We start from the raw sequence: 24,207 nt of genomic DNA, 5'->3' as shown, positions 1-24,207 counted from the left end.
CAGCATCCATGGAACATTTTAATATTGACAGCTATACCCCCAAGCAAATCGCCGAGCGAATCGAAAAAGCCAGCGTCAGTAAGAGCACCCAAGATCCCAGCCGAATATTCGTATTGGCATTATTAGCCGGAGCGTTTATTGCGTTCGGCGCGGCATTTTTTACGTTTGTGATCCACGATTCGACGCTGGGCCAGGGCATCACCAAATTATTGGGTGGGCTGGTATTTTGCCTGGGGCTGATTCTGGTCGTAGTGGCCGGTGCCGAATTGTTTACCGGCAACAATCTGCTGGTCATGGCCTGCGTCGACAAAAAAATCACGCTCAAGCAGTTAATGAGCAACTGGGCTATCGTCTTCGCCGGCAATTTCATCGGCTGTCTGGCCATCGCCGTGTTGATCTATCTCAGTGGCCATTGGGGCAGCGAGTCGGCTCGCGTCGGCGCAAAGGCCTTGATGATAGCCAACGCCAAAGTCAATCTGCCCTTCGTACAAGCGCTGACGCGCGGCATTCTCTGCAATGCATTGGTCTGCATGGCGGTTTGGTTGTGTTTCGCCGGCCACAGTTCCACCGATAAACTACTGTCCATCCTGTTCCCGATTACCGCTTTTGTGACGCTGGGATTCGAACACTCGGTCGCCAATATGTACTTCATCCCGGCCGGTTTATTGATTAAATCCGACCCACAATTAATGGCTTCGCTTCAACCCTTGCTGCCGGCCGGCACCGACCTTTCGCAACTAACTTTATCCGGCTTTTTGCTGGATAATCTGCTGCCGGTGACGGTGGGCAATATCATCGGCGGCAGCTTTTTTGTCGGGATGATTTATTGGTACATCTATTTACGCCGCTAACGCCGATTCAGACCGCCAACACCGAACACAGCGCCGCGTAGAGCACGTCATCAATGATGGGGCTTTTGTAGCAAACGATAGCCTTCGGCGTTGGCCAGGCGCACGGCATCCGACAAGGTCTCGCCTGTCACCACCGGCACGGCAACACCGGGCGCGCTGACTTTGATGCGTTCCAACATCTCCAAACCGTCTTCCTCGCGCAGATTCAGATCGAGCAGACAAAGCTGAAGATCGGCATGCCGGTCGGCACTAAACAACCACCGGCTGAAAGCCGGTGGGCTTGAATTCCGGACCAAAAGTCTGGATACGCGCGATTTACGACGAGTCTAAAAATCCCTGCATATTCGACGTCCCTGGCCACTTTATGCTTTCGGTATACCTGATTTTCGTGATGCTGCCATGAACAACACGGGCCGCAACAATATTTCTGATGAGGAACCCAGACCCCAAAAAACACAACCAGATGCTCGGCCATTTCCGGATAATCGGAAGATGCCTGATCGTCGTCCTAATCTATCCGTCGATACATCGATAAGCTTTGACTAAGCAGTAAGGACTTTGCGACGCCCGAAACCGATCATTCCCGCCACCGCACTGCCGAACAGCCACACGGCGCTTGGAATGGGAACGGCGGAAGCGGCCAGGACGTAACCATCGGCCGTATTGACCCATGTACCGTTTCTATAGCCTCCCAACAAGATGGTGTAGACCTGATCTGCTTTGGCATGGAAGGTAATGTCATTCAAATTGCTGGGTGCGGCACCACCAACACTATAGGCTACGACGTCGTCGACCGTAAACGTCGTGTCGCCACCAACCAAGGTGTTGACAGTGACACCGGCGACATTGTTGCCGCTGTTCCATGGGCCGTGATGGTTGTAAGCATCCGTTTGATTCGTATCCATACCTTTAAAAATCGTAAATCCAAAGTTGGTGCCAGCTTGAGTCAAGCCTACTAAATGCAGATGAATATCGGTTTCGACGGCGGAACGGAACAAGCCAAAGTCGACATTATGTCGCCAGCCGCTCGCTGTCGCCGCTGTACTGGGGCTGATATTATCGCTCCACGCACCTTTGGCAGTGTCGATGTCCGCGTAAACCCCATAACGACTGAACGAGTCGGCCTGGGAGATCACGCCGGAATCCGCAGCACCGGTCAGTTCCATCGCCCAGTTGACCGGCGCGCTACCTAGGTAGCCGAACGGCGTAGCGCTGCTGGGCGTAGCAGACCCGTTGATGCCTACGAATGACGGCGGCAGCGGCTGATCGCCAGCGGGTGTGCCCGGCCCGGCCCACGGCGTTGCGTTTGAACTCCACTTGAATCCCCACACCCAGCCATCGGTGCCATTCGCTTGAGAACCGTTAGCGGTAGCGCCACCATCCGTTGGCGTCGCCGTAGCAAATGCCTTATAGGTGTTGTACATCGTCGTCGAAGCCCATGAGTTTGAAGCCCCGGCGGAAAGCGCCATACCCGCAACCGCCATCGAAACGGCCTTAGCTAAATTTGTCTTCATCATAATGTCTACCATGTTGTTAACAGTAATGAGGTCAACAGCTCCGGGCAATTCCCCGTGAGAACCGTGCCAAAGGGCTGTTAAACAACACGATACAAAGAAGATGCCAATTTATAATATGATGAATTTCAATGGCTTGGGTCTAAATTGCTTTACCACGTTTAATAACTATGTGAAATAACGCAGGCACTGCGTGAAGTCGCTCATTTCCATACAAAAGTAAGTGCTCCCGAGCGATCGTTTGCAATTCAGCCTTCGACCAGCCTTACCTCCCCAGGCGCTGCTCCAACGCCAGCACCCGCCGGGTGGTCTCCAGCACGGTATCGGGATTTAAACTCATCGAGTCTATGCCGATCTCGACCAGATATTCGGCCATCTCCGGATAATCCGACGGTGCCTGACCGCACAAGCCCGAGTGCCGGCCGTTGCGGCGGGCGCCTTCCACCGCCAAGCGAATCATGGTCTTGACGCCGGGATCGCGCTCGTCAAAGTCATTGGCGACAATCTCCGAATCGCGGTCCACGCCCAGCGTCAATTGCGTCAAGTCGTTGGAGCCGATCGAGAAGCCGTCGAACAGTTTGCTGAATTCGTCGATCAGGATCACGTTATTGGGTATCTCGCACATCACATAGATTTCCAGACCATCCTCGCCGCGTCTCAAGCCACATTGCGCCATGTAATCCAGCACTCGTTCCGCTTCGCCGATCCGTCGGCAAAACGGGATCATCAACACCACATTCTTTAAGCCCATTTGCTCCCGCACCCGTTTCATCGCCGCGCATTCCAACGCAAAGCCCTCGGCATAAGCCGGATGCACATAACGTGAGGCGCCGCGAAAACCGATCATCGGATTGGCCTCGTCGCGCTCGAACCAGCGTCCGCCCAGCAAGGTGGCGTATTCGTTGGTCTTGAAGTCCGACATCCTGACCACTACCGGCTTGGGGTAAAACGCCGCACCGATGGTACCAACCCCTTCCGCCAGACGCTGAATGAAAAACTCTTCCGGGCTAGCATAGCTTTCGGTCAACTGCTTTAGCTGTTCCAGTTCGCCGGCGTCCTCGACTTGCTCCGGATGAATCAAGGCCAAGGGATGCGCCTTGATGTATTCAGTGATGATGAACTCCATCCGGGCCAGGCCGACACCGTCGTTGGGCAAAAAGCTGTGTTTAAAGGCCAATTCCGGATTGCCGAGATTGAGCATGATCTTGGTCTTCGGCCGTTGCAACTGCGACAGATCGGTGTGTTTGACCTCGAAACCCAGCCGGCCTTCATAAACCTTGCCGACATCGCCCTCGGCACAGGATACCGTCACCAAGCTGCCGCTTTTGATCGCCGCCGTGGCATTCTCGCATCCTATCACCGCCGGCACACCCAGTTCGCGAGCGATGATCGCCGCATGACAGGTTCTACCGCCACGGTTGGTGACAATGGCAGCGGCGGTTTTCATTACCGGCTCCCAGTCCGGTGTGGTCATATCGGCTACCAGTACTTCGCCGGGCTTGAAGGTCGACAGGTTGGCCACACTGGTGATCACCCTAGCCTCGCCGACCGCAATCTTGCTGCCGACCGCATGTCCCTTGACGATGGCTACACCCGCTTGTTTAAGTTGGTATTGTTCCAACACGTTACCCACTTTTTGCGAGGCGACAGTCTCCGGGCGGGCCTGGACGATGTAGAGCTTGCCGTCCAGTCCGTCCTTGGCCCATTCCATATCCATCGGCCGGCCGTAATGATGTTCGATTTTCAAGGCGTAATCGGCCAGTTGCAGTACTTCGGCGTCATCGAGACAATAACGCTGGCGCTCCTGATTCGAGGTGGCAATATTGCGGATCGGCTCGCGGGTGCGACCGTCGCTATAGACCATTTTGATTTTTTTAGCCCCCAGCGTGCGCCGCAACACCGCGCGGTAGCCTTGGGCGAATGTGGGTTTGTGCACGTAAAACTCGTCTGGATCGACCGCGCCCTGTACGACGTTCTCACCCAAGCCGTAGGCTCCGGTGATGAATACCGCATCGTCGAAGCCTGACTCGGTATCCAGTGAAAACATCACGCCGCTGGCAGCCAGATCGGAGCGCACCATTTTCATCACCCCGATCGACAGACCGATCTTGAAATGATCAAAACCCTGATCCAGACGGTAATGAATCGCCCGGTCGGTAAATAGGCTGGCAAAGCAGCGTTTGCAGGCGTCCAGCAAGGCCTGGCCGCCGCGAATATTCAGATAGGTATCCTGCTGGCCGGCGAAGCTGGCGGTAGGAAGATCTTCTGCCGTTGCGGAGCTGCGCACCGCGACAGTCAAATCTTCTTGATATTGCTGTTGCAATTGCGCAAAAGCATCCAGGATTTGCTGTTGTAAATCTGCGGGTAGTGGCGCGGCATAAACCAGGTCGCGGGCTTGCTGGGCACGCCGAGCCAGATCCTCGACATCCTCGGCATCGACCCGATCCAACAACTCGTGCAATCGGGGCCAGGCACCAGCCTGATCCAGCATATAGCGATAGGCTTCGGCAGTAATCGCAAAGCCATTGGGAACCATCACTCCTTCGCCGGCCAGCTCGCGGTACATCTCGCCCAAGGAGGCATTTTTACCGCCGACTAACGGAATGTCGTTAATAGTGAGTTCGTTAAACCAGCAAATGTATGAGTTGGATTCGGACATGATGCACTCCTATGCTTGTTATTATGCTACTAACAAGCATAGGTCAACGGACCAGAAAACGTGTATTTAGAAAGGAAAATCTGACAAAACACTAATCACAAACATCACTCAACTGCCGTCTAATGCGTACCACTGGATAAGCCTTCCCCACTAGGTTAATAGAATCTTCGTACGAAGCCTCCCTATCGCCTAAGTTACGTTATTCTTGTTACCGCACTTGACGCCCATGATCATATATTGTAGAGTCCAACCAAAGCCGTAACTATATATTCGTAGAGGTAACATAAATTCGCAGAGTTGCTGTGGTTTGCCCCAACTCAAAGTCAAGCAGTATGTTTCTAGCAAACACAGCTGAACGGCAACTGGTACTAGCCACTCAGCCTAAACGAAGACAACTATTGTTTTCTGCTTGATACACAGTACTTACTCATAATTAATAAAGATCTTCTGTCAGATAGCAAATCAACCAATACCACTTAAAAAAGACCTAACTCAAAAATGGGAGTGCGGAACACTTCTTATTACTTAAGAGACTGAAAAAGGGCCTGATTTGTAATAATCGGAATATTACTAAGTATTGAGTGGCGCTCATGTTACCAGTTCAAGAACGCCCTCAAACCGAGCAATACCAATAAGATTTTTAAATATGCGAATTTCTTATTGTGAGCAAGCAGTGAAATATTAGGTGATTGCCGCCTAATTGTGTTTTTCAAAACCAGAAGCGTGTAAAAACCGACCCAGCCTTGAGGCCGGGACGGAAAACTAAGTTTCTTGCGGATATCAATCAACAAGAAGCCGGGTTGCCACACTTCGATTCGTTGAGTATGGAGTATTCAAAAATGAATTTACTTAAATATGCACGTTGGACATTAGTCCTATTGTTGCCGTTGCTTGCCAATACCGGTAATGCTTCGGGGATCGGCGATTCTAGCTTGCCCGCATTTTTAGATGTGGACGAAAGAATCAAGATTGAAAAAAAAGGGACTGACGACAACCCCTATTGGCAACTGAAAGGAATTGGTCTGACTACATCATTTTTGGTTGGTGATGGTAAGTTTTCCGATTCTATAGAGCTAAGTGACGGCAGTGTGATATATCAGGCCAACTTCAATTCGGATGGAGAATTGATCACACAGATAGGTGATAAATCCCTCAGCAACTTCCTGCAAATCAACGGTTCCTTGTCTGCCGGCTCACATGGCTCGACATCATGGTCCGACCAACCCTATCAATTGTTGCTTAGAGCAGAGCTTTGGGATTCAGACCCTGGCAACAGTACACCGGATGTAATTGGCACCTTCGGTGGTTTTGCTTTAGGTTTCAATACTCATTTCACTGACGGCTGGGTTGCGAACAATCCGGGCTTGACCGGAGGTTCAACGGGTGAAAGCCTATGGCTGCTGGGATTGAGTAGTGGATTTAACAAGCTTGTTAGAGCCCTGGATGGTAACGCCAGCAACGGTACGCTCGCTTCACTGATCGGTTCATCCAAGACCATTGATGATGTGACATCTATTGCCGCTGTCCCACTGCCCGGAGCTGTTTGGCTATATGGTACAGGTCTAATGATTTTCCTTGCCAGCCGCCGCAAAAGCACAGCCTCTAGCCTTGCCGTCTAACAAAGTCTAGCTTACTTCTTGCCACGCTAGCGATGTCTAAGACTAGCGTGGTCTTTTCTTTCCGCCTGTTAAGTTTCAGCACCCCCTCTCTACAAGCCACTACGCCCCATAAAGACTAGCGCCCTGGTTCTCGGAAGTTGTTGCTAGATGCCCTCGGACCTTATCACGATAAAACCGATTATCGGTTCAACCACTCCATATACAGCTGTACACCCTGCTCGACGGCTTTAAAGCTATGCTCACAACCGGCGGCGCGCAGCTTGTCCAGATTGGCTTCGGTAAAGCTCTGATAGCAACCTTTCAGGTGCTCTGGGAAAGGAATATATTGGATGCGACCGCGCTGATGATAAGCGATCACTGCATTGGCGACATCATTGAAAGTCTGGCTGCGGCCGGTGCCGCAATTGTAAATACCCGACACTTGCGGGTTATCCAGGAACCATAAGTTCACATCGACCACATCGCCGACATAAATAAAGTCGCGGCGTTGTTCGCCGTGGCCGTAGCCGTCACAACCTTCAAACAATTTTAGTTCGTCAGAGGCTTTGATCTGATTATTCAGATGAAAAGCGACGCTGGCCATGCTGCCCTTATGGGCTTCACGCGGACCGTAGACATTAAAATAACGCAGTCCGACCACTGGTGCGGTCAACTTGTTTTGCCGGCGCAGGTATTGGTCGAATTGAAATTTGGAATAACCGTAGACGTTCAGCGGGCCTTCGTAAGCCAATTCTTCTTTAAAAGTCAGATCGGCACCGTAGGTGGCGGCACTGGAAGCGTAGATGAACGGAATTTTATGGCTTTGGCAATAATGAAACAGCGTTTTGCTGTATTCGTAATTGTTATCCATCATGTAGCGGCCGTCCCACTCGGTAGTGCTTGAACAGGCGCCCTGATGGAAAATGGCTTCTATCGTTTCGGCTTGGAAGGCACCTTGCTGCAAACGTTCGAGAAAGGTGCTTCGATCCAGATAATCGGCAATCTTGCATTCGACCAAATTCCGGTATTTGATACCGTTAGTCAAATGGTCAACCACCAAAATATCATCATAACCGCGAGCATTTAGCCCCAACACCAGATTACTGCCGATGAAGCCAGCGCCACCGGTTACGATGATCATGCTTACTTACTCCGCAGCGACTTTGATCGGCAGCGTGATAACCACATCAGTGTGCAAATTGATCGCAACATCGTATTCGCCGATATTACGAATCACGCCGTTAGGCAAACGCACTTCGGCTTTTTCAACCTTGGCGCCAGCCGCAGTGATCGCTTCGGCAATCGCTTGAGTGCCGACCGAACCAAACAAACGACCTTCGTCGCCAGTTTTGTGGGTAATCACCACGTTCAGTTTGCTGATCGCTTCGCCACGAGCAGTGGCCGCAGCCAGTTTTTCCGCGGCTTGTTTTTCCAGTTCCGCGCGGCGCTCTTCAAATTCCCTGATTTTCTTGGGCGTAGCAGCAACTGCTTTGCCTTGCGGAATCAGATAATTTCTGCCGTAACCCGCTTTAATGGTTACTTTGTCGCCCAGGTTACCCAGGTTCGCGGTTTTTTCAAGAAGAATTACTTCCATCGTTACATACCTCTTAAATCGACTATATTGTCGAAAAATCGGGAGCTTATGCTCCGTTTGGTTTGAATTTATTTCGTAAGTCCAGCCAGGTGTCGATCAGTCCAAATAATCCAACCAACCCCATGATAGGCTGAATGATCAGCAACGTTACATAAAATAACGGCACCAGATAGTCGCGCCCCTTCATCGCCGCTAACACGCTGTGCAGTATTGCGATGCCGATAAAAATATACAGCACCACTAACACCGACAGCATATTCCGGCATGCCTCGGCCATTGCCCCGGATGTCAGCCAATACGTCGCCGCCATCGCGGTTGTGATGATGGCTAGCTGCGCATGGCCTTTCACCGCCAAAAATTCCGTGCGAAAACCGCCGGGGTTATACAACAAGGCCTGCCACCATCTCGCCAGAAACAGTTCAAAGAACAAGGCGATGACTCCGCCGGCCGCCATGTTTCCAGTCATCAGATGAGCCAAGACTTCCGTGGCTTCCTTATCCAAGGTCACCGGAAAATCAGGCTGAGCTTGTTGCATAAGCTGCGCCATCGCCGGCAATAACTCCCGCCAGATTTGCGCGGGCTCCGGATGAAACAGGTAGATTGCCAGTACGCCAGCCACACCCAAGAGCGCGCCGACTTCCAGGGCAAACGTCAGGCGTTTGCCTTCGCGCAACACAATGGCAACCAACCAAACCGGTATCCACAGCAGCAACAGCAGAAAGCCATATAACAGGGCAAACTGATAACTTCCCAGAAACAGGCTCAGCAATGCAACCGCCAAACAGGCGCCGACCAGCACATAAAGGCCTTCCAACGCACCTAGACGCAACGTCACTAACGCCACCGTCGCCGAACTTACAATACTGACCGGGAAAAAAGGCAAGGACAGCAATGCCAATATCGATGCCACCATCATGGCCTGCATTCGACCTTTCATGATGAAGGCTGGCAGAAACCGCACGCCTCTTTCCCGGCTAACTATTTATTTATGTGCGTCGCAGAACGGCAGCAATGCGAGAAAACGGGCTTGTTTAATCGCAGATGTCAGCTGTCTTTGATATTTCGCGCTAGTACCGGTAATGCGGCTAGGAATGATTTTGCCGGTTTCGGTGATGTACTCGCTCAACAAATCGAGATCTTTATAATCGATCACGATCGCATCTTCACCGCTAAAGCGGCAGCCTTTTTTGCGTCTTATATTATTACGTGCCATGACAATTCTCTTGGTTCAATGTTGATTATTCGGAATCCGCTTCTGCGCCAGCTTCGGTTTCAGTCTCGTCCGCGACTTCGACGTCTGCTTCCGCCTCTTCCTCGACTTCTTCCTTGACACGGTTGCCGGCTTTTTGACCGTCATTACCGCTGGTAGCAATCGCGGAAGGTCCGGTAACGGCTTCTTTTTGAACTAATGTCAGACTGCGCAAAATGGCGTCATTGAAACGAAACCCTGCCTCCAACTCTTCGAGAGTGGCTTGGTTGCATTCGATATTCATCAACACATAATGTGCTTTATGAATTTTTTTGATAGGGTAGGCCAAATGTCTACGGCCCCAGTCTTCCAAGCGATGAATTTTGCCAGCAGCATCTTCAACGGTGGATTTATAACGTTCTATCATAGCCGGTACCTGAGCACTTTGATCAGGATGGACTAAGAAGACAATTTCATAATGTCGCATGATTTCTCCTTACGGGTTTAAAAGCTTCCCGCCCGCAAGGGCGATGAAGCAAGGAATGGGGATAAATTCCCCAAAAAGCTGGACATTATAGAAATAGGCGCTGTTTTTGCAAAGCGATTTTTAAACAGCGCCTGAGGCGATTAGGCAAATAGGCTTAGCAAACCGTTGCTGGCAATGGCTCTACCGGCTTCGATCTCATCGAGAATATGAGTTGAGCCCTCGTTTACCAAGGTCTCATCCGGGTCTTGCGACTGACCGCGCCGATTTTGCTCGCCGGCCATTTGAAAAAAATCTCGCCCCTGTTTCTGTTCGGATTGTTGCTGGGAAACGTTAACATCCGCCAAATTCAAATTCTGCCCCCCCAACATTTCCCGCAATTTGGGGATAGCCGCTTCGATCGCGTCCCTGACCGCCGCATGCTGCGCGGTGAAAGCCACGCTGGCTTGATCCTGATTAACATCGATCTTGATGGAAATCGGTCCGAGATGCTCAGGATTGAGCCGAATTTCCGCCGACGGTACCGCTTGCTTATGCATCCACAGCAACTTTTCGCCTAACTCAGCGTTCCATCCCGGATGTGTAAAAGGTTTGGCGATTGCCGGTGCCGGACTTTGGCCAGCGCTGTTGACCGATTTATTCAATTGAGCGATGTCGGCCGTCATTCTCGACAGACTGCTGTCGGCGTCGCCGCTTCCTGTTTGAGGCTTCGCGGCAGCCACATCTTGCTCGCTCAGAAAGGCATTCGCGCCACTGTCTTGACCGGTTTGGCCGAAAGCCCCACCTTGTCCGGACAATGATTTCGCAAAGCTGCCGTTCAGACTCCCGGCTATTTGCGGATCCTCCCCGCCATTCAAGGCTGACAAGGCATCTTGTTTAAGCTCGGTGCCCGGCAATTGCGGTCCGTTGTTGATGGCCGGCATCGTTTCACCGGCAACCGCGGCGGTTTTCATTGCCTCGCCAAGCGCCTGCTTGCCGGCCTCGAATTGCTTTTGCGCTTGGATAAGCCCCAGCGCAGCGGCATTCTCGGCTTGCTGCTTGGCCAATTCGGCATTATCGACTGCCACATCGGCAAAATCTTGCTGATTCGCAGGCATGGCCGGCAAAACCGGATTTTGCCCGGCAGCGGGCAGCGTTTCCAAACTTTGCAGATACTGCAGAACATCCGCCAAGGTCTGCAAGGTATCGTCCAGATTGATGTCTTGATCGAGCTTGCTTGCCGTCGGCAAACTCTTTCCGAACAATGCGGCAAACTCCTGCATGTTTTGACTGTTGATCCCGCCACTTAATCCGGCAAACTGCGCCGTATCGGCCATGCCGGCATTCTGCAAACTGCTCTGCAATTGCGCCAACTGATCCAGTAACGTCGCCGAAAACATACCGGCATGACCACCTTCACTCGGCAATTCCCCAACGCCAGAACTCTCGGTAACGGACGACAAAGACAGCGGATTTAAACCTTGGATATTCACGGCATTTCTCCTGATATTTTCATTTAATCAAGCACTTCCCGTGCCATCCCTTCGCCCAGACCGCGCCGCTCTATCGTCTTGCTCGGCCTGCTCGCGTTTTTGTTCGACTTTCATTTCTTCGACCAACGCCAAATCGCTGACTTTTTGCAGACTTTTGGTCCGCTGGTGCAATTCTTCCCAATGTTTGCGCGCTCGCTGTACGCCCCGCTCATGAGCCGTCACGGTCTGCAGCTGGCCTTCGATGGCTTTATCAAGCTTGTCGACAAAAGCCCTGAATTCCGTGAACTGACTGACGTTGATGCCAGCCTGTTGACGAACAGCGAATTTACCTAAATATTCCACACGATAATTTTGTAAATTTTCCAGCTGAGCTTGTTGGTCTTGCAATTTTTTCTGACTAATCCCCAAGGCCTCCAGCGCCTCGTGCTCCTGACGCGCCTGTAGATCGACGAGGACTTTCATACGTTGCGATTTTTTCATTAGCCGGCCAACAATGTCGCCAATTCGCTGAGACTGCGGCTAAGATCCACCGACTCGTCCATGCTTTGTTGCAAAAAATCCATAATGGCCGGATTTTTTTCTATCGCTTTATCGATACGCGGATCGGCGCCGGGCCGATAAGCGCCCACGCTGATCAAATCCTTGTTTTGTTGATAGGTTGAATACAAGCGCCGTAAATCGCGAGCCATTTGCAAATGCTCCGGCTCAACGATATCCGGCATCACCCGACTGATCGACGCTTCGACATCAATTGCCGGATAGTGCCCGGATTCCGCCAAGGAGCGCGATAGCACGACGTGACCATCCAACACCCCACGCGCAGCATCGGCAATTGGGTCATTGGTGTCATCGCCTTCCGCTAGCACCGTGTAAAAGGCGGTAATGGAACCGCCGCCTTCGTCGCCGTTGCCGGCCCGCTCCACCAGCTGCGGCAATTTGGCAAATACCGAGGGCGGATAACCCTTGGTAGCCGGCGGCTCATCGATCGCCAAGGCGATTTCCCGGTAAGCCTGAGCATAACGGGTCAAGGAATCCATCAGCAACAGCACATCCAAGCCCTGATCACGAAAATACTCGGCGATGCTGGTGGCCAGAAGAGCCCCATGTACCCGCATCAGCGGCGAATCGTCGGCCGGCGACGCCACCACTACCGCACGCCGCAAACCTTCCTCGCCGAGAATTTTCAAGACGAATTCGTTTACCTCGCGCCCCCGTTCGCCGACTAGCCCCACCACGACGATGTCGGCGTTGGTAAATTTGGTCATCATCCCCAACAACACGCTCTTGCCGACACCGGTACCGGCGAACAAGCCCATCCGCTGACCACGGCCGACGCTGAGAATGGCATTGATCGCCCGCACGCCAACGTCCAACGCCTCGCGTATCGGTTTTCGACGGAGCGGATTAATCGTGGTGCCGGCCAAGGAAATCTTGGCATCGGTATCCAGGGGGCCTTTGCTATCCAAGGGATTGCCGGCCCCATCCAATACCCTGCCCAGCAAGCCAAAGCCGACATTGGCCAAGCTGTTTTTCCCCATCGGAATCACTCGGCAACCTGGCTCCAGGCCATGCGTATCACCGGTAGGCATTAAAAACAAACGAGCGCCGCCAAAGCCAACCACTTCGGCAGTAATGATCTTGCCGGACATGGTAATCACTTGGCAGAGCGAGCCGATCGCCGCCCGGCAGCCTTCCGCTTCCAGCGTCAAGCCCACCATGCGCGACAACTTGCCTTCCACTACCAGTTCCGGCGGCTCAGCCAATCTTTGCCGATACGGCTGCAAGCGGGCCAGCCACTGCTCGGCACGGTCGGCGCTGGGTATCATCGCCCTAAATCCTCGCGGCGCTCGCCGCCCAATACCGTGGCGATCACCGCGGCCAACCGACTTTCTACACTGGCGTCGATACTGGACACTTCGGTTTCAACGGTACAGCCACCGCGACTCAACAAGGGATTTTCCTGCAAACGCCAGGGCGGCATGTTGTCGTCGAGTTTCAATGCGGTCCGCACCAGGGCCGCATCGTCCGGATGCAAATTGACGGTGACTTTTTGCGAGGCCAGCGGCAACGCATTGATAGCCTCCCGAACCACCCCGACAATCTCACCGGGTTCCATTCTGAGTTCACGGCGTATTAATTGACTGGCAATCGCAATCGTCAATTTGACCAGCTCTTGCTCTACCGCTTCGTCGAGTTTTTTGAACGGCTCGCTCAGCGCTTCCAACAAACTCGTGAGTTCCGCCGCCTGTTTTTGCAGTAAATGCAGACTTTCCTCGTAGCCTTGCTTGCGGCCGGTCTCTAAACCTTCCGTTTTACCTTCTTCATAGCCTTGTTGCTTGCCTTGCTCGAACGCTTCGGCATAGGCCTGCTTTTGAATCTCTTCGATCTGTTCGGCCGTCAGCGTTTCGGTAACCTCTTCCAATTCGACCGGCTCGGAACGCGGCGCATTGAAATCCTGCAGACCGGTCCAGCGATCCAAGGACTGGAGTTCGGCCTCGGAAAACTTGTTGCTCTTAGACGAACTCATCGCCACCGCCACTGCCGCCCAAGGCGATTTCACCGGCATCGGACAGACGTTTGGCGATTGCTAGTATGTCTTTTTGCGCCGCTTCCACTTCGCTCAAACGAGCCGGTGGAGCGGCTTCCAAGTCGTCGCGCAGCATTTCCGCCGCGCGTCTGGACATATTGGCAAACACCTTGTCGCGCAAGGCCGCTTCGACGCCGCGCAAGGCTAGCAACAACTGGTCGGTCGATACTTCGCGCAGCAGGGTTTGAATGCCGCGATCGTCGACGTTGATCAAGTCGCCGAACACGAACATCTTGTCCTGGATACGCTGCGCCAGATCGGCGTTTGATTCGCTGATGTCCTGCATCATCGGATCGCTGACGCCGCTTTCGATAAAGTTGAGGATGTTGGCAGCCGCATCGACACCGCCGATTTGCGAGGACTTGACCCCTTCGCTGCCGGTCAATTGTTTCTCCATGATGTCGTCCAATTCGCGCAAGGCCGCCGGCTGTACGCCTTCCAGGGTCGCGATGCGCATTAAAATATCGGAACGCATGTTTTGCGGCAGCAAGGTCAATACGTCGGCGGCCTGATCGGCATCCAGCAAGGACAGAATGATGGAAATGATTTGCGGATGTTCCAGACGAATCAAATCGGCAATCGAGCGCGTATCCATCCATTTCAGTTGCTCGATACCCTTGCTGTTGGCGCCCAGCAAAATCCTGTCGATGATACTGCCGGCCTTTTCCGCCCCCAGCGCATTGGTCAGCATGCTGCGGATATATTCATCCGAATCCAGGCCCAGCCCAGTTTCGTTTTTGATTTCGATGATAAATTCTTCCAGTACTTCGTCGATCATCGTCGAACTGATCGGCCCCAACTGAGCCATGGTCGAACCGACCAACTGCACTTCCTTCGGCCCCATGTGCCGCAACACTGAGGCCGCACGATCCTGACCCACCGCCAGTAACAGCAGAGAAGCTCGCTTAGCGTGATTTATTTTCTCGTCATCAGCCATCGTCTTTTAACCAGGTTTTAATCACTTGCGCGACTAATTTGGGATCTTCGTCGATCAGTTTTTGCACATATTCCAAGCGTTTTTCGTAACTTTGCGGCGCTTCCAGCAACAGCAAGTCTTCCGCACCGGTCGAGATGGAGCGAACCTCGCCGGTTTCTTCGTCGACAGCCACCGCGACAGCGACCGGCTTGCCGTCTTCGTCGAAACGCACCATCCCACCAGAGGCCTCGGCTAGCGCTTTGGCTTCTTCCAGCGCTTCGAGCTGTTTCTCTTTGTAAATCAAAGTTCTTAAGGCCGGCCTCAGCACGCCCAAGATCAACAGCAACACCACAACCACCGCCGCCAGCTGTTTCATCGCACCGGCAAACCAAGGATGTTCCCAGAAAGGTTCCGAAGGCACGGCTTCCAGCGCGTCAGGCAATCTGAAGGCGACGTTAGTGACGGTAACTTGATCGCCGCGGCTATTATCATACCCCACCGCTTGCTTGACCAGGTCTCGTAGCTGATTGAGGTCTTCTTGCGAATAGGCTTGCTGGGTCAGCTTGCCGTCGGCTTGAACCACTTTTTTATCGTCCACCACCACCGCCACCGACAAGCGCCGCAAGGCGCCAGTCGCCAACCGGGTATGGGTGATGGTTTTATCCAATTCGTAATTGCGGGTCGCGGTTTTATTGGTCGAGCCGGAACCGGATTCCACCGCCTCTTGTTTTTCCTGACCGCTAGCCACTTCCGGCGCGGTACCGGTCGGCGGCGGCTGGTTGGACAACGCACCCGGCACGCCTTGCACCTTGGACAACGAGTTTTGTTCTTCCTGGGTTTGCTCGCTACGCAAGGCCGGCAAATCCGGATTAAACATTTCCTGGGTTTTTTCGGTGACGGTGAAATCGACGTCGGCGGAAATTTGCGCCCGCACACCTTCGCCACCGACCAACGGCGTCAGGATGTTTTCAATCCGTCCGCGCAGATGTTCTTCAATGTTTTTCTTGTATTCGAACTGCTTGCTGGACAACGAGATATCCTCGCCAGCATCCTTGCTGTTCAACAAACGGCCTTTATGATCGACGACGGTCACTTGGCCGGCTTCCATCAGCGGCACGCTGGACGCGACTAAATGGATGATGGATTCGATTTGTTCCTTTTCCAAGGTGCGGCCTTGATACAGCTCCACGACCACCGAGGCGCTGGGTTTTTTACGTTCGCGAACAAATACCGACTGAACCGGTATCGCCAACAACACCTTGGCGGATTTGACATTTTGGATAGTTTGAATGGTCAGCGCGATTTCGCCTTCCAAGGCGCGCTGAAAGCGCATCTGCTCGACATTTTTGCTGGCACCGAAACCGTTGTCCTTATCCAGCAATTCGTAACCCAGGCTGGTACTGCGCGGCAAGCCTTGGGCGGCCATTTTTAATTTAAGTTCGCGGACATCTGCGCTCGGCACCATGATCGCGCCTGAGCTGGTTTCGACTTTGTACTCCACGCCCAATTTGCTCAGCGCGTCCAGAATTTCAGCAGAATCTTTTTCCGCTATCCCGGAAAACAGTAAATCGTATGACGGCGCCTGCGACCACAGTACCACGGCGACGCCGAGCGCGACGCTGAGCGCCAGGCCCAGCATCAAGCCGACCTGACGTGCCATCGGCAATTTGGTCAAGCTTTTCCAGGCCGGATGCATTTTATCGGCATCGGCGGTATTTGCTTGGCTGCGGGCCTCCATCGGTAGATTTCTGTCTAACTCGCTCATGGCTTAAATTCCAATCACCTACATCGGCATGCTCATTACTTCCTTGTAAGCATCCACCAGTTTATTACGCACCTGGATCATGGCTTGAAAGGAAACGCTGGCTTTTTGCGAGGCTATCATCACCTCCGCCAAACTGACATCGCCTTGCCCCATTTCAAAGGATTTGGACATTCCGCTGGCGGTTTGCTGGGTTTGATTGACCGCGTCGATCGACTGTTTCAACATGGCAGCAAAATCCCCGGATGTGTCGCTAGGTTGAGATTTGGACCCGGCTTCTATGGACATGGCCCGCATCTGCGCGAGCACTTGGTTAACACTGATATCTGACATGGAAATGACTCTATAAGGTTGCCTGACATATAACAAGCATTTTTTAAGCCAACAATTAACCAGGCACCACCACACCCGCTTCTTTCATACGCGCGATTTTATATCGCAAGGTGCGCGGGCTGATACCGAGCTTGGCAGCCGTGGTTTTCCGACTACCGCTGACGTCGTTCAGCATCTGCAAGATAATTTTTTCCTCGGCGGAACGTACGCCATCGCCCAAACTGCCGAGTTCGGCATGCCCAATACCCGCATCGACGGGCCGCGATTGTACGGCAATAGTTTGCACGGCGGCGGACAAACTCGGCAAAACCAGCATATCCTCTTCGAATATTAGCTCGTCGGCGCCGATTGGGCCGCCGCTTTGCAGAATCAGCGCGCGCTGTACGACATTTTCCAACTCTCTGACATTGCCCGGCCAGCTGTAGTGTTGCAGCTTGGCTATCGCCGCCTCATCAAAACCGTCTGTTGTTTTCCCGGCCGCCTGGTGTTTATTCAACAACTCCAACGCCAAAGGCAAAATATCGCCGGTGCGCTCTCTAAGCGGCGGAATCCGCATCGGAAACACGTTCAAGCGAAAATACAAATCCTCGCGAAACCTGCCTTCTTGCACATACTGTTTTAATTTGCGATTGGTAGTCGCCAAAATTCTGACGTTTAGCACGATCTTACGATGGCTGCCCAAGCGCTCCACTTCTTTTTCCTGAAGCACCCGCAGCAATTTGGCTTGCAGGGAAATATCCATTTCAGAAATCTCGTCCAATAGTAATGTGCCGCCTTGCGCAAGTTCGAATTTGCCCGGCGCCGATTGAACCGCCCCGGTAAACGCGCCTTTTTCGTAGCCGAACAGCATCGCTTCCAGCATATTTTCCGGGATGGCCGCGCAATTGACGGCTTCGAACGGCCCGGCATGATAATGCGAATTGCGATGAATATAGCGTGCCAGCACTTCCTTACCGGTGCCGCTCTCGCCTTCCAGCAGCATCGTCACATTGGTTTTTGCCACTTTGCTAGCCAAGGCATACAGCTTTTTCATGCGCTCGTCGACCACGACCCGCTCGCTAACAACCGGCGCTTGCCGGCTAATCAGCGCGACAACTTTATCGACCAACATGGCCGCTTCGAAGGGCTTGATCAGATAATCCGCCGCGCCCGACTGCATGGCTTCGACGGCCTTGGGTATAGTACCGTAAGCGGTCATCAGCAACACCGGAATCTGTTCGGATTTTTGCTGCATGTTCCGTAACAGCGCAAAGCCATCCATCACCGGCATTTGCACATCGCTAATCACCAAGCGAACCGGATGCTTGGCCAACTGACTGAGCGCCTCCGTGCCGTTTTTTGCCGAAATGACTCGATAACCTTCGATTTCCAAGGTATCGCACAGAGCTTCGCACAATGCGAGGTCGTCTTCAACGATAAGAATGTCGTACGGTTTCATAGACTTACTCCATTATTTGGCATCCCGGCGGATAATCCGAGCGCATACTCACACGGGCCTGCCAGCGTCAGGGTAAAGCAGCTACCCTTGCCTGGCGTCGAACGGCAAACGACATGGCCGCCATGAGCGCGTGCCACGCTGTCAACCACGGCTAAACCCAAACCGGTGCCGTTGGATTTGGTGGTGTAAAACGGTTCAAATAATTTATCTTGCTGATCTTGGGCGATACCGGGACCGTTATCGGCGACAGCGAACTCAATACTGCCGGTCTCGCCAGCCTGCACCTGTAGCCCAATCCGGCCGGCTCCGGCTTCCGCGGCATTGTTAATCAAGTTCAATATGGCCCCACGCAGTGCATCCTCGTTACCGAGCAATTGGTCGGCAGCGACTCGATTGTCGATGCTAAATTCGCCGGCATACCCCTCCATCGCCTCGGCGAGATGAGCGAGCAGATGCTTGAGCGAGAAGCTTTGCATCGCCATGCGCCCCTGCTTGGCAAAAATCAGCATGTCGTTGACCTGGCGCTCCAAATAATGCAAGCGCTCCAAAATTTTCTCGGAAAATTGTTGGCGCTTTTCATCGGCAAGTGCCGGTTTGCTCATTTGCGACGCATACAATATCGCTGTGGCCAGCGGCGTGCGGACCTGATGAGCCAGGCCGGCCACCATTTCGCCCATTGCGCTAAGTTGTTTTTGCTGAACCAGTGTCTCTTGTAAGGCGCGTAACTCACTGACATCGGACAATAAAATGATTTGTTCGGCGTCGTTGCCGAGCGAGCTATGGGTAATATTGACTTTACGGCCATCTCGCAATTGCCGCTCCCGCGGCGATTCAAACACCGGCTGTAGACTGCACGCCACCAGATTCGCCCAGAACTGGCCGATCAACGGTTCGCCGAGAAAATCGATAGCGTGATTATTACAATCGACGATCAGTCCCTGCGCATTCAGCACGATCACCGCCGCTGGTAAGGCCGCTAGGATTTGCTGCAAGCGACTGGCCAATTTTTCCTTTTCGAGCAAAGTCGTCAGCCGCTCGTTGCGAGCTGCAGCCAATTCCTGATTGAGCCTGGCAATCTGTTCTTCAAGCCCCTGATAGGAATGGGCCAGGTTTTCGGAAAGTTCGTTAAAAATCCGAAAAGCGTCGGTCAGGCGCTCGGTTTTTTGGATTTGTTGAAGGTTTAGCGTATTCATGCCTATAAATAAGCAAAAACAGGACCACCTTAAATATTGGTTTATTTACAAATAGTTAGAACTTATTGGCCAATATTTTGACGCTCTAAGCAGCAAAAGAATGAGCCGAGATCAATATAGCCAAGACGAGCGATTCGTCACTCGTGACCAGAGACCTTTAAACTCAACAGCCGCTTAACCTTATATCCGCGCAAAGCGTTCAAGATCAGCGGCAGCCACACTCAGCGTCAAACAAACCGGAGAGTTAAGGATACAGTGCCACTGTCTCCAAGCCCTGGGTTTCCGGCAAACCAAACAACAAATTCATGTTCTGCACAGCTTGTCCGGAAGCGCCTTTAACCAGATTATCGATCACCGACAAAATCACCACTGTGTCGCCGCCTTGCGGCTGATGCACGGCAATCTGACAGCGGTTGCTACCGCGCACGTTACGGGTATCGGCGTGACTACCCTGCGGCAACACATCGACAAAATACTCTTCGCCATAGCGCTGCTCGAACACAGCTTGCAAATCGAGTTTTTGATGCAAACGTGCATAAAGGGTTGCATGAATACCGCGTATCATCGGCGTCAGATGTGGCACAAAAGTCAGCCCCACCCCTTGCTTGGCAATAACTTGTAAGCCCTGTTGAATCTCGGGCAAGTGCCGATGCCCGGCGACAGCATAGGCTTTAAAGCTTTCGCCGGCTTCGCTCATTAAAGAAGAAATTTCCGCCTTGCGCCCGGCACCGCTGACACCCGATTTCACATCGGCAATCAGCTGGCTACCGTCAATCGCCCCAACCTCCAACAAAGGCAAAAACCCCAATTGCACGGCAGTCGGATAGCAGCCCGGACAAGCGATCAAGCGAGCCTGTTTGATCTGCTCGCGATTGACTTCCGGCAAACCGTAGACTGCTTCGGCGATCAAATCCGGGCTGGCGTGCTGCATGCCATACCATTTTTCCCATTCCTGTTGGTCTTTGATCCTGAAATCAGCCGACAAGTCGATGACCTTGATACCGAGCGCCAGCAAGGCTTCGGCCATCAGCATGGCCGTGCCGTTCGGCGTCGCAAAAAACACCACGTCGCAGTCTTTTAAATTGTCCAGTTCCGGCAGGCTAAATTTTGCGTCGCAATAGCCTCTAAGGCTGGGATATAACTGGTCCACCCTTAAGCCGGAATCGGCGCGCGAAGTCACCACGCTCACCTCGACTTGCGGGTGCAATGCCAAAATTCTTAACAACTCGACACCGGTGTAACCGGTACCGCCGACAATACCTGCACGTATCATGGATTCTCTCGCTGAAACACTACTGTTGCTGAAATGGGCCGCATATAATACGACACTCTTATCGCAAAGCTTAACATCATGCGCGCCATCCAGATTCATCGCACCGCCGAGACTACCGCTTTAATCCTGACGGATGAGCCACTACCCTCGCCCGCCCCGCATCAGGTACTGATAAAAACAGTATCGGCGGGCGTGAATCGCCCCGACATTATGCAACGCAAGGGTTTGTATCCGCCGCCGCTAGGCGCGTCGCCGATTCCAGGTTTGGAGGTGGCCGGCGATATCGTCGAGATGGGCAGCGAGGTGACAGGGTTTAAAATCGGCGATTCGGTTTGCGCGCTACTGACGGGCGGCGGCTATGCCGAATATTGTCTGGCCAGTGCCAGTTGCTGCTTACCGATACCCAAAGGCTTGAGCTATATCCAAGCCGCAGGGCTGCCGGAAACTTTTTTTACGGTCTGGAGCAATCTGTTCGACCGAGCACAATTGCAGAACAACGAATGCCTGCTGGTACATGGCGGCACCAGCGGCATCGGCACCACCTCTATTCAACTCGCGAAGGCATTTGGCAGTCGAGTAATCGTCACCGCCGGCAACGATGAAAAATGCCAACGTAGCCTGGCATTGGGCGCGGACCTTGCAATCAATTATCGGCAACAGGATTTTGTCGAAGCCGTTCTATCCTTCACTGACGGTAAAGGCGTCGATGTGATTCTGGATATGATAGGCGGCGACTACTTGCCGCGTAATTTAAAAAGTTTAGCGATCGACGGCCGCTTGCTGCAAATCGCCATCCAAAACGGCGGCAAGGCAGAAATCAATCTGGCGTCGGTATTGATGAAGCGCCTGACCATCGCTGGTTCCACCTTGCGCTCCAGAAACGACGACTTCAAGGCTAAAATAGCCCGGCAACTGCATGAAAAAGTCTGGCCCTTACTGGGATCCGGCCGGATCAAACCTGTCATCGATTCCGTGTTTCCGCTCGCGAAAGCTGCTCAGGCCCACGAACGGATGGAAAGCAATCAACACATTGGCAAAATTATTTTGGAGTTATAAGCATGCCTTACACCACGCTGGTTTCCGCAGCCACCCTCGCCGCCAATCTCGACAATCCGGACTGGAAAATCTTCGATTGCCGGTTCTCGCTGGCCGATGCTCAAGCCGGGCATCGCTTATACAGACAAGGCCATATTCCCGGTGCCCGTTATGCCGATTTAAATCAAGACTTGTCATCGCCGGTACAGTCTTACACCGGCCGCCATCCATTGCCGAACTTTAAATTATTAGCCGAAAAGCTGGGAAGTTGGGGAGTGAACAATCGATGTCAAATCGTGGTATACGACGATGCCGGCGGCGCATTCGCCGGGCGGATGTGGTGGCTGCTGCGCACTATGGGACACACTCAGGTTGCTGTATTGGATGGCGGATTTGGACATTGGCAAAAACAAGCAATGCCGATCACCACGGCACTGCCAAAAATCGCCACCAGCCCATTCAGAGTGTATCTGGATAACCGGCAATGGTTGAGCGCTGCTGAAGTTGAGGATGGCTTGGCCAGACGTAAAATCGCCCTGATAGACGCCAGAGCACCGGAGCGGTTTCGCGGCCAACAGGAACCGATCGACCCGGTAGCCGGTCACGTGCCTAAAGCCCTTAATCGACCGCTGCAAACTAATCTCGATAAAGACGGCTTGTTTTTATCAGCCGATCAGCTGCGCCAACAATTTAGCCGCTTGGTTGCGCCACTCCCTTCGGAGCAGGTCGTCCATATGTGCGGCTCCGGCGTGACGGCTTGCCACAATCTATTGGCGATGGAAATCGCCGGATTAAGCGGCTCCAAACTCTATGCCGGTTCCTGGAGCGAATGGATTAGCAACCGCAATCGGTCGGTCGCTACCATTTAAATACCACTGCTTTACCCGCAATGCATCAACCTACCAGATGCATTGAAATTCAGTGACTTAGGGAACGCTTAAAGACACGCCGAATAGATTCGAGGCGAATTTATTCGGCGCTTTCGACGCAGAGATCAACTCAGCGCGGGTTACGCCGCGAACGGATTCTCCAGCACGATGGTTTCGTTTCGGTCTGGTCCGGTGGACAGAATCGTCACCTTGACGCCAACCAGCTCTTCGATGCGAGCAATATAGGCTTTGGCGTTTTCAGGCAACTTTTCAAATTCAGTGATGCCGGCGGTAGTACCGGTCCAGCCAGGCAGTTCTTCGATCACCGGCTCGCAAGCCGCGTATTGATCGGCGCCCAGCGGCGCGATCTCGGTGACTTCGCCATTGATTTTGTACGCCGTGCAGATGCCAATGGTTTCCAGGCCATCCAGCACATCCAGCTTGGTCAGACAGATGCCGCTCAGGCTATTCAGTTGCGCCGATTTACGCATTGATACCGCATCGAACCAGCCACAACGACGTTTACGGCCGGTGGTGGCACCGAATTCGTGCCCCTTTACGCCCAAGTGTTCGCCATTGCCATCCAATAACTCGGTCGGGAAGGGACCGTTGCCAACTCGGGTGGAATAAGCCTTGGTAATACCCAACACATAATCCAATGCCAATGGCCCAACGCCGGTGCCGGTGGCGGCTCCGCCCGCAGTGGTATTGGATGACGTGACATATGGATATGTGCCGTGATCGATGTCCAGCAACGCGCCTTGCGCACCCTCGAACAGTACGTTATCGCCTTGTTTTTGATAACTATAGATAGCTTCGCCGACATCGGTCAGCATAGGCTTGATGATCTCGCCCAAGCGCAAGGTATTGGCCAGCACCTCATCGTAATTGACCGGCTCGGCGTGATAATAATTGACCAACATAAAATTATGGTATTCGACCAGCTCTTTCAAGCGCGCGGCAAATTCTTCGCTGTTACGCAAATCGCCGGCCCGCAAACCGCGTCTGGCTACTTTATCTTCATAAGCCGGCCCAATGCCGCGACCGGTAGTGCCGATAGCTTTGCTGCCCCTGGCTTTTTCGCGCGCTTGATCGATCGCCACATGAATCGGCAGAATCAACGCGCAAGCCTCACTGATTTGCAAGCGATTGCGGACCGGAATCCCGGACTTTTCCAGAATCTCGATTTCCTTCAACAAGGCTTCCGGGCATAACACCACGCCATTGCCTATCATGCACTGCACACCTTCCCGCAATACGCCTGAAGGAATCAAATGCAACACGGTTTTTTCGCCGTTAATCACCAAGGTATGGCCGGCGTTATGGCCACCTTGAAAGCGCACGACGGCGGCAGCCTGTTCGGTTAAAAGATCGACCAGTTTACCTTTACCTTCATCGCCCCATTGCGTGCCGATAACAACAACATTCTTTCCCATATTT

23 protein-coding genes are annotated in these 24,207 nt (G+C 53.0%); 4 read left to right on the top strand and 19 right to left on the bottom strand.

Annotated features, from left to right (window positions below; translation table 11 throughout):
* The first annotated feature begins 8 nt into the window (after positions 1-8).
* On the top strand, positions 9-851 hold the full coding sequence (locus QZJ86_RS06830; RefSeq protein ID WP_301937557.1) for a formate/nitrite transporter family protein: 843 nt from the start codon (positions 9-11) through the stop codon (positions 849-851).
* Positions 852-901: 50 nt separating this feature from the next.
* Here the strand turns inward: QZJ86_RS06830 and QZJ86_RS06825 are convergent, their stop codons facing one another.
* The 3 genes from QZJ86_RS06825 to ppsA all read right to left on the bottom strand — a co-directional run bounded on the left by QZJ86_RS06825 (position 902) and on the right by ppsA (position 5,024).
* Positions 902-1,108, bottom strand: a complete 207-nt coding sequence (locus QZJ86_RS06825) for a response regulator (RefSeq protein WP_301937555.1) — start codon at positions 1,106-1,108, stop codon at positions 902-904.
* A gap of 285 nt (positions 1,109-1,393) precedes the next feature.
* Positions 1,394-2,368 carry a hypothetical protein gene (locus QZJ86_RS06820; RefSeq protein WP_301937553.1) on the bottom strand — a complete coding sequence of 325 codons (975 nt, stop codon included), beginning with the start codon at positions 2,366-2,368 and terminating at the stop codon, positions 1,394-1,396.
* A gap of 262 nt (positions 2,369-2,630) precedes the next feature.
* Positions 2,631-5,024, bottom strand: a complete 2,394-nt coding sequence (ppsA, locus tag QZJ86_RS06815; protein WP_301937551.1) for a phosphoenolpyruvate synthase — start codon at positions 5,022-5,024, stop codon at positions 2,631-2,633.
* A gap of 839 nt (positions 5,025-5,863) precedes the next feature.
* Here ppsA and QZJ86_RS06810 point away from each other — a divergent pair.
* Positions 5,864-6,643, top strand: a complete 780-nt coding sequence (locus tag QZJ86_RS06810; protein WP_301937549.1) for a hypothetical protein — start codon at positions 5,864-5,866, stop codon at positions 6,641-6,643.
* Positions 6,644-6,821: 178 nt separating this feature from the next.
* Here the strand turns inward: QZJ86_RS06810 and rfaD are convergent, their stop codons facing one another.
* The 15 genes from rfaD to argC form a co-directional block, all read right to left on the bottom strand.
* On the bottom strand, positions 6,822-7,763 hold the full coding sequence (gene rfaD / locus QZJ86_RS06805) for an ADP-glyceromanno-heptose 6-epimerase (RefSeq protein ID WP_301937547.1): 942 nt from the start codon (positions 7,761-7,763) through the stop codon (positions 6,822-6,824).
* A gap of 6 nt (positions 7,764-7,769) precedes the next feature.
* A complete protein-coding gene (gene rplI, locus QZJ86_RS06800; RefSeq protein WP_301937545.1) occupies positions 7,770-8,216 on the bottom strand; it encodes a 50S ribosomal protein L9 in 447 nt (148 codons plus the stop codon).
* Positions 8,217-8,262: 46 nt separating this feature from the next.
* Positions 8,263-9,177, bottom strand: a complete 915-nt coding sequence (locus QZJ86_RS06795; protein ID WP_301937544.1) for a hypothetical protein — start codon at positions 9,175-9,177, stop codon at positions 8,263-8,265.
* Between the two features lie 21 nt (positions 9,178-9,198).
* Positions 9,199-9,429 (bottom strand): 30S ribosomal protein S18, encoded by a 231-nt coding sequence (gene rpsR / locus QZJ86_RS06790; protein WP_013818223.1) that lies wholly within the window; start codon positions 9,427-9,429, stop codon positions 9,199-9,201.
* Between the two features lie 25 nt (positions 9,430-9,454).
* Positions 9,455-9,892 carry a 30S ribosomal protein S6 gene (gene rpsF, locus QZJ86_RS06785; protein ID WP_301937543.1) on the bottom strand — a complete coding sequence of 146 codons (438 nt, stop codon included), beginning with the start codon at positions 9,890-9,892 and terminating at the stop codon, positions 9,455-9,457.
* Positions 9,893-10,032: 140 nt separating this feature from the next.
* A complete protein-coding gene (locus QZJ86_RS06780; RefSeq protein WP_301937541.1) occupies positions 10,033-11,361 on the bottom strand; it encodes a flagellar hook-length control protein FliK in 1,329 nt (442 codons plus the stop codon).
* A gap of 27 nt (positions 11,362-11,388) precedes the next feature.
* The gene (gene fliJ / locus QZJ86_RS06775; protein WP_301937539.1) at positions 11,389-11,841 is read right to left on the bottom strand and encodes a flagellar export protein FliJ; all 453 of its coding nucleotides are present in this window, start codon (positions 11,839-11,841) and stop codon (positions 11,389-11,391) included.
* Positions 11,841-13,187 carry a flagellar protein export ATPase FliI gene (gene fliI, locus QZJ86_RS06770; protein WP_301937537.1) on the bottom strand — a complete coding sequence of 449 codons (1,347 nt, stop codon included), beginning with the start codon at positions 13,185-13,187 and terminating at the stop codon, positions 11,841-11,843. The genes fliJ and fliI overlap by 1 nt, the downstream gene beginning before the upstream one ends.
* On the bottom strand, positions 13,184-13,888 hold the full coding sequence (locus QZJ86_RS06765; RefSeq protein ID WP_301937534.1) for a flagellar assembly protein FliH: 705 nt from the start codon (positions 13,886-13,888) through the stop codon (positions 13,184-13,186). The genes fliI and QZJ86_RS06765 overlap by 4 nt, the downstream gene beginning before the upstream one ends.
* On the bottom strand, positions 13,875-14,885 hold the full coding sequence (fliG, locus tag QZJ86_RS06760; protein WP_301937532.1) for a flagellar motor switch protein FliG: 1,011 nt from the start codon (positions 14,883-14,885) through the stop codon (positions 13,875-13,877). The genes QZJ86_RS06765 and fliG overlap by 14 nt, the downstream gene beginning before the upstream one ends.
* Positions 14,878-16,629, bottom strand: coding sequence for a flagellar basal-body MS-ring/collar protein FliF (gene fliF, locus QZJ86_RS06755; protein ID WP_301937530.1), 1,752 nt, complete (start codon positions 16,627-16,629; stop codon positions 14,878-14,880). The genes fliG and fliF overlap by 8 nt, the downstream gene beginning before the upstream one ends.
* An 18-nt stretch (positions 16,630-16,647) precedes the next feature.
* A complete protein-coding gene (gene fliE, locus QZJ86_RS06750) occupies positions 16,648-16,959 on the bottom strand; it encodes a flagellar hook-basal body complex protein FliE (RefSeq protein ID WP_301937528.1) in 312 nt (103 codons plus the stop codon).
* A gap of 55 nt (positions 16,960-17,014) precedes the next feature.
* The gene (locus QZJ86_RS06745; RefSeq protein ID WP_301937527.1) at positions 17,015-18,397 is read right to left on the bottom strand and encodes a sigma-54-dependent transcriptional regulator; all 1,383 of its coding nucleotides are present in this window, start codon (positions 18,395-18,397) and stop codon (positions 17,015-17,017) included.
* On the bottom strand, positions 18,394-19,590 hold the full coding sequence (locus QZJ86_RS06740) for a sensor histidine kinase (RefSeq protein WP_301937526.1): 1,197 nt from the start codon (positions 19,588-19,590) through the stop codon (positions 18,394-18,396). The genes QZJ86_RS06745 and QZJ86_RS06740 overlap by 4 nt, the downstream gene beginning before the upstream one ends.
* A 244-nt stretch (positions 19,591-19,834) precedes the next feature.
* Positions 19,835-20,863, bottom strand: coding sequence for an N-acetyl-gamma-glutamyl-phosphate reductase (gene argC, locus QZJ86_RS06735; RefSeq protein ID WP_301937524.1), 1,029 nt, complete (start codon positions 20,861-20,863; stop codon positions 19,835-19,837).
* 78 nt (positions 20,864-20,941) lie between these two features.
* Here argC and QZJ86_RS06730 point away from each other — a divergent pair, with 78 nt between their 5' ends.
* Both QZJ86_RS06730 and QZJ86_RS06725 read left to right on the top strand, forming a co-directional pair.
* Positions 20,942-21,919: an NAD(P)H-quinone oxidoreductase gene (locus QZJ86_RS06730; protein WP_301937523.1), complete on the top strand. Its 978-nt coding sequence runs from the start codon at positions 20,942-20,944 to the stop codon at positions 21,917-21,919.
* A 2-nt stretch (positions 21,920-21,921) separates the two neighbouring features.
* Positions 21,922-22,767 carry a sulfurtransferase gene (locus QZJ86_RS06725; RefSeq protein WP_301937521.1) on the top strand — a complete coding sequence of 282 codons (846 nt, stop codon included), beginning with the start codon at positions 21,922-21,924 and terminating at the stop codon, positions 22,765-22,767.
* A gap of 140 nt (positions 22,768-22,907) precedes the next feature.
* On the opposite strand, the gene QZJ86_RS06720 is transcribed toward QZJ86_RS06725, so the two are convergent.
* A complete protein-coding gene (locus QZJ86_RS06720; protein WP_301937520.1) occupies positions 22,908-24,203 on the bottom strand; it encodes an adenylosuccinate synthase in 1,296 nt (431 codons plus the stop codon).
* Positions 24,204-24,207: the final 4 nt, after the last annotated feature.

Source organism: Methylomonas montana, assembly GCF_030490285.1.
GTDB lineage: Bacteria > Pseudomonadota > Gammaproteobacteria > Methylococcales > Methylomonadaceae > Methylomonas > Methylomonas montana.
This window is presented reverse-complemented; position numbering and strand designations above follow the sequence as displayed.

Coding starts and splice junctions, on each gene's coding strand:
- QZJ86_RS06830 (WP_301937557.1), top strand. CDS start 9: ATGGAACATTTTAATATTGACAGCTATACCCCCAAGCAAATCGCCGAG.
- QZJ86_RS06820 (WP_301937553.1), bottom strand. CDS start 2,368: ATGATGAAGACAAATTTAGCTAAGGCCGTTTCGATGGCGGTTGCGGGT.
- ppsA (WP_301937551.1), bottom strand. CDS start 5,024: ATGTCCGAATCCAACTCATACATTTGCTGGTTTAACGAACTCACTATT.
- QZJ86_RS06810 (WP_301937549.1), top strand. CDS start 5,864: ATGAATTTACTTAAATATGCACGTTGGACATTAGTCCTATTGTTGCCG.
- rfaD (WP_301937547.1), bottom strand. CDS start 7,763: ATGATCATCGTAACCGGTGGCGCTGGCTTCATCGGCAGTAATCTGGTG.
- rplI (WP_301937545.1), bottom strand. CDS start 8,216: ATGGAAGTAATTCTTCTTGAAAAAACCGCGAACCTGGGTAACCTGGGC.
- rpsR (WP_013818223.1), bottom strand. CDS start 9,429: ATGGCACGTAATAATATAAGACGCAAAAAAGGCTGCCGCTTTAGCGGT.
- rpsF (WP_301937543.1), bottom strand. CDS start 9,892: ATGCGACATTATGAAATTGTCTTCTTAGTCCATCCTGATCAAAGTGCT.
- fliJ (WP_301937539.1), bottom strand. CDS start 11,841: ATGAAAAAATCGCAACGTATGAAAGTCCTCGTCGATCTACAGGCGCGT.
- fliI (WP_301937537.1), bottom strand. CDS start 13,187: ATGATACCCAGCGCCGACCGTGCCGAGCAGTGGCTGGCCCGCTTGCAG.
- QZJ86_RS06765 (WP_301937534.1), bottom strand. CDS start 13,888: ATGAGTTCGTCTAAGAGCAACAAGTTTTCCGAGGCCGAACTCCAGTCC.
- fliG (WP_301937532.1), bottom strand. CDS start 14,885: ATGGCTGATGACGAGAAAATAAATCACGCTAAGCGAGCTTCTCTGCTG.
- fliF (WP_301937530.1), bottom strand. CDS start 16,629: ATGAGCGAGTTAGACAGAAATCTACCGATGGAGGCCCGCAGCCAAGCA.
- fliE (WP_301937528.1), bottom strand. CDS start 16,959: ATGTCAGATATCAGTGTTAACCAAGTGCTCGCGCAGATGCGGGCCATG.
- QZJ86_RS06745 (WP_301937527.1), bottom strand. CDS start 18,397: ATGAAACCGTACGACATTCTTATCGTTGAAGACGACCTCGCATTGTGC.
- QZJ86_RS06740 (WP_301937526.1), bottom strand. CDS start 19,590: ATGAATACGCTAAACCTTCAACAAATCCAAAAAACCGAGCGCCTGACC.
- argC (WP_301937524.1), bottom strand. CDS start 20,863: ATGATACGTGCAGGTATTGTCGGCGGTACCGGTTACACCGGTGTCGAG.
- QZJ86_RS06730 (WP_301937523.1), top strand. CDS start 20,942: ATGCGCGCCATCCAGATTCATCGCACCGCCGAGACTACCGCTTTAATC.
- QZJ86_RS06725 (WP_301937521.1), top strand. CDS start 21,922: ATGCCTTACACCACGCTGGTTTCCGCAGCCACCCTCGCCGCCAATCTC.
- QZJ86_RS06720 (WP_301937520.1), bottom strand. CDS start 24,203: ATGGGAAAGAATGTTGTTGTTATCGGCACGCAATGGGGCGATGAAGGT.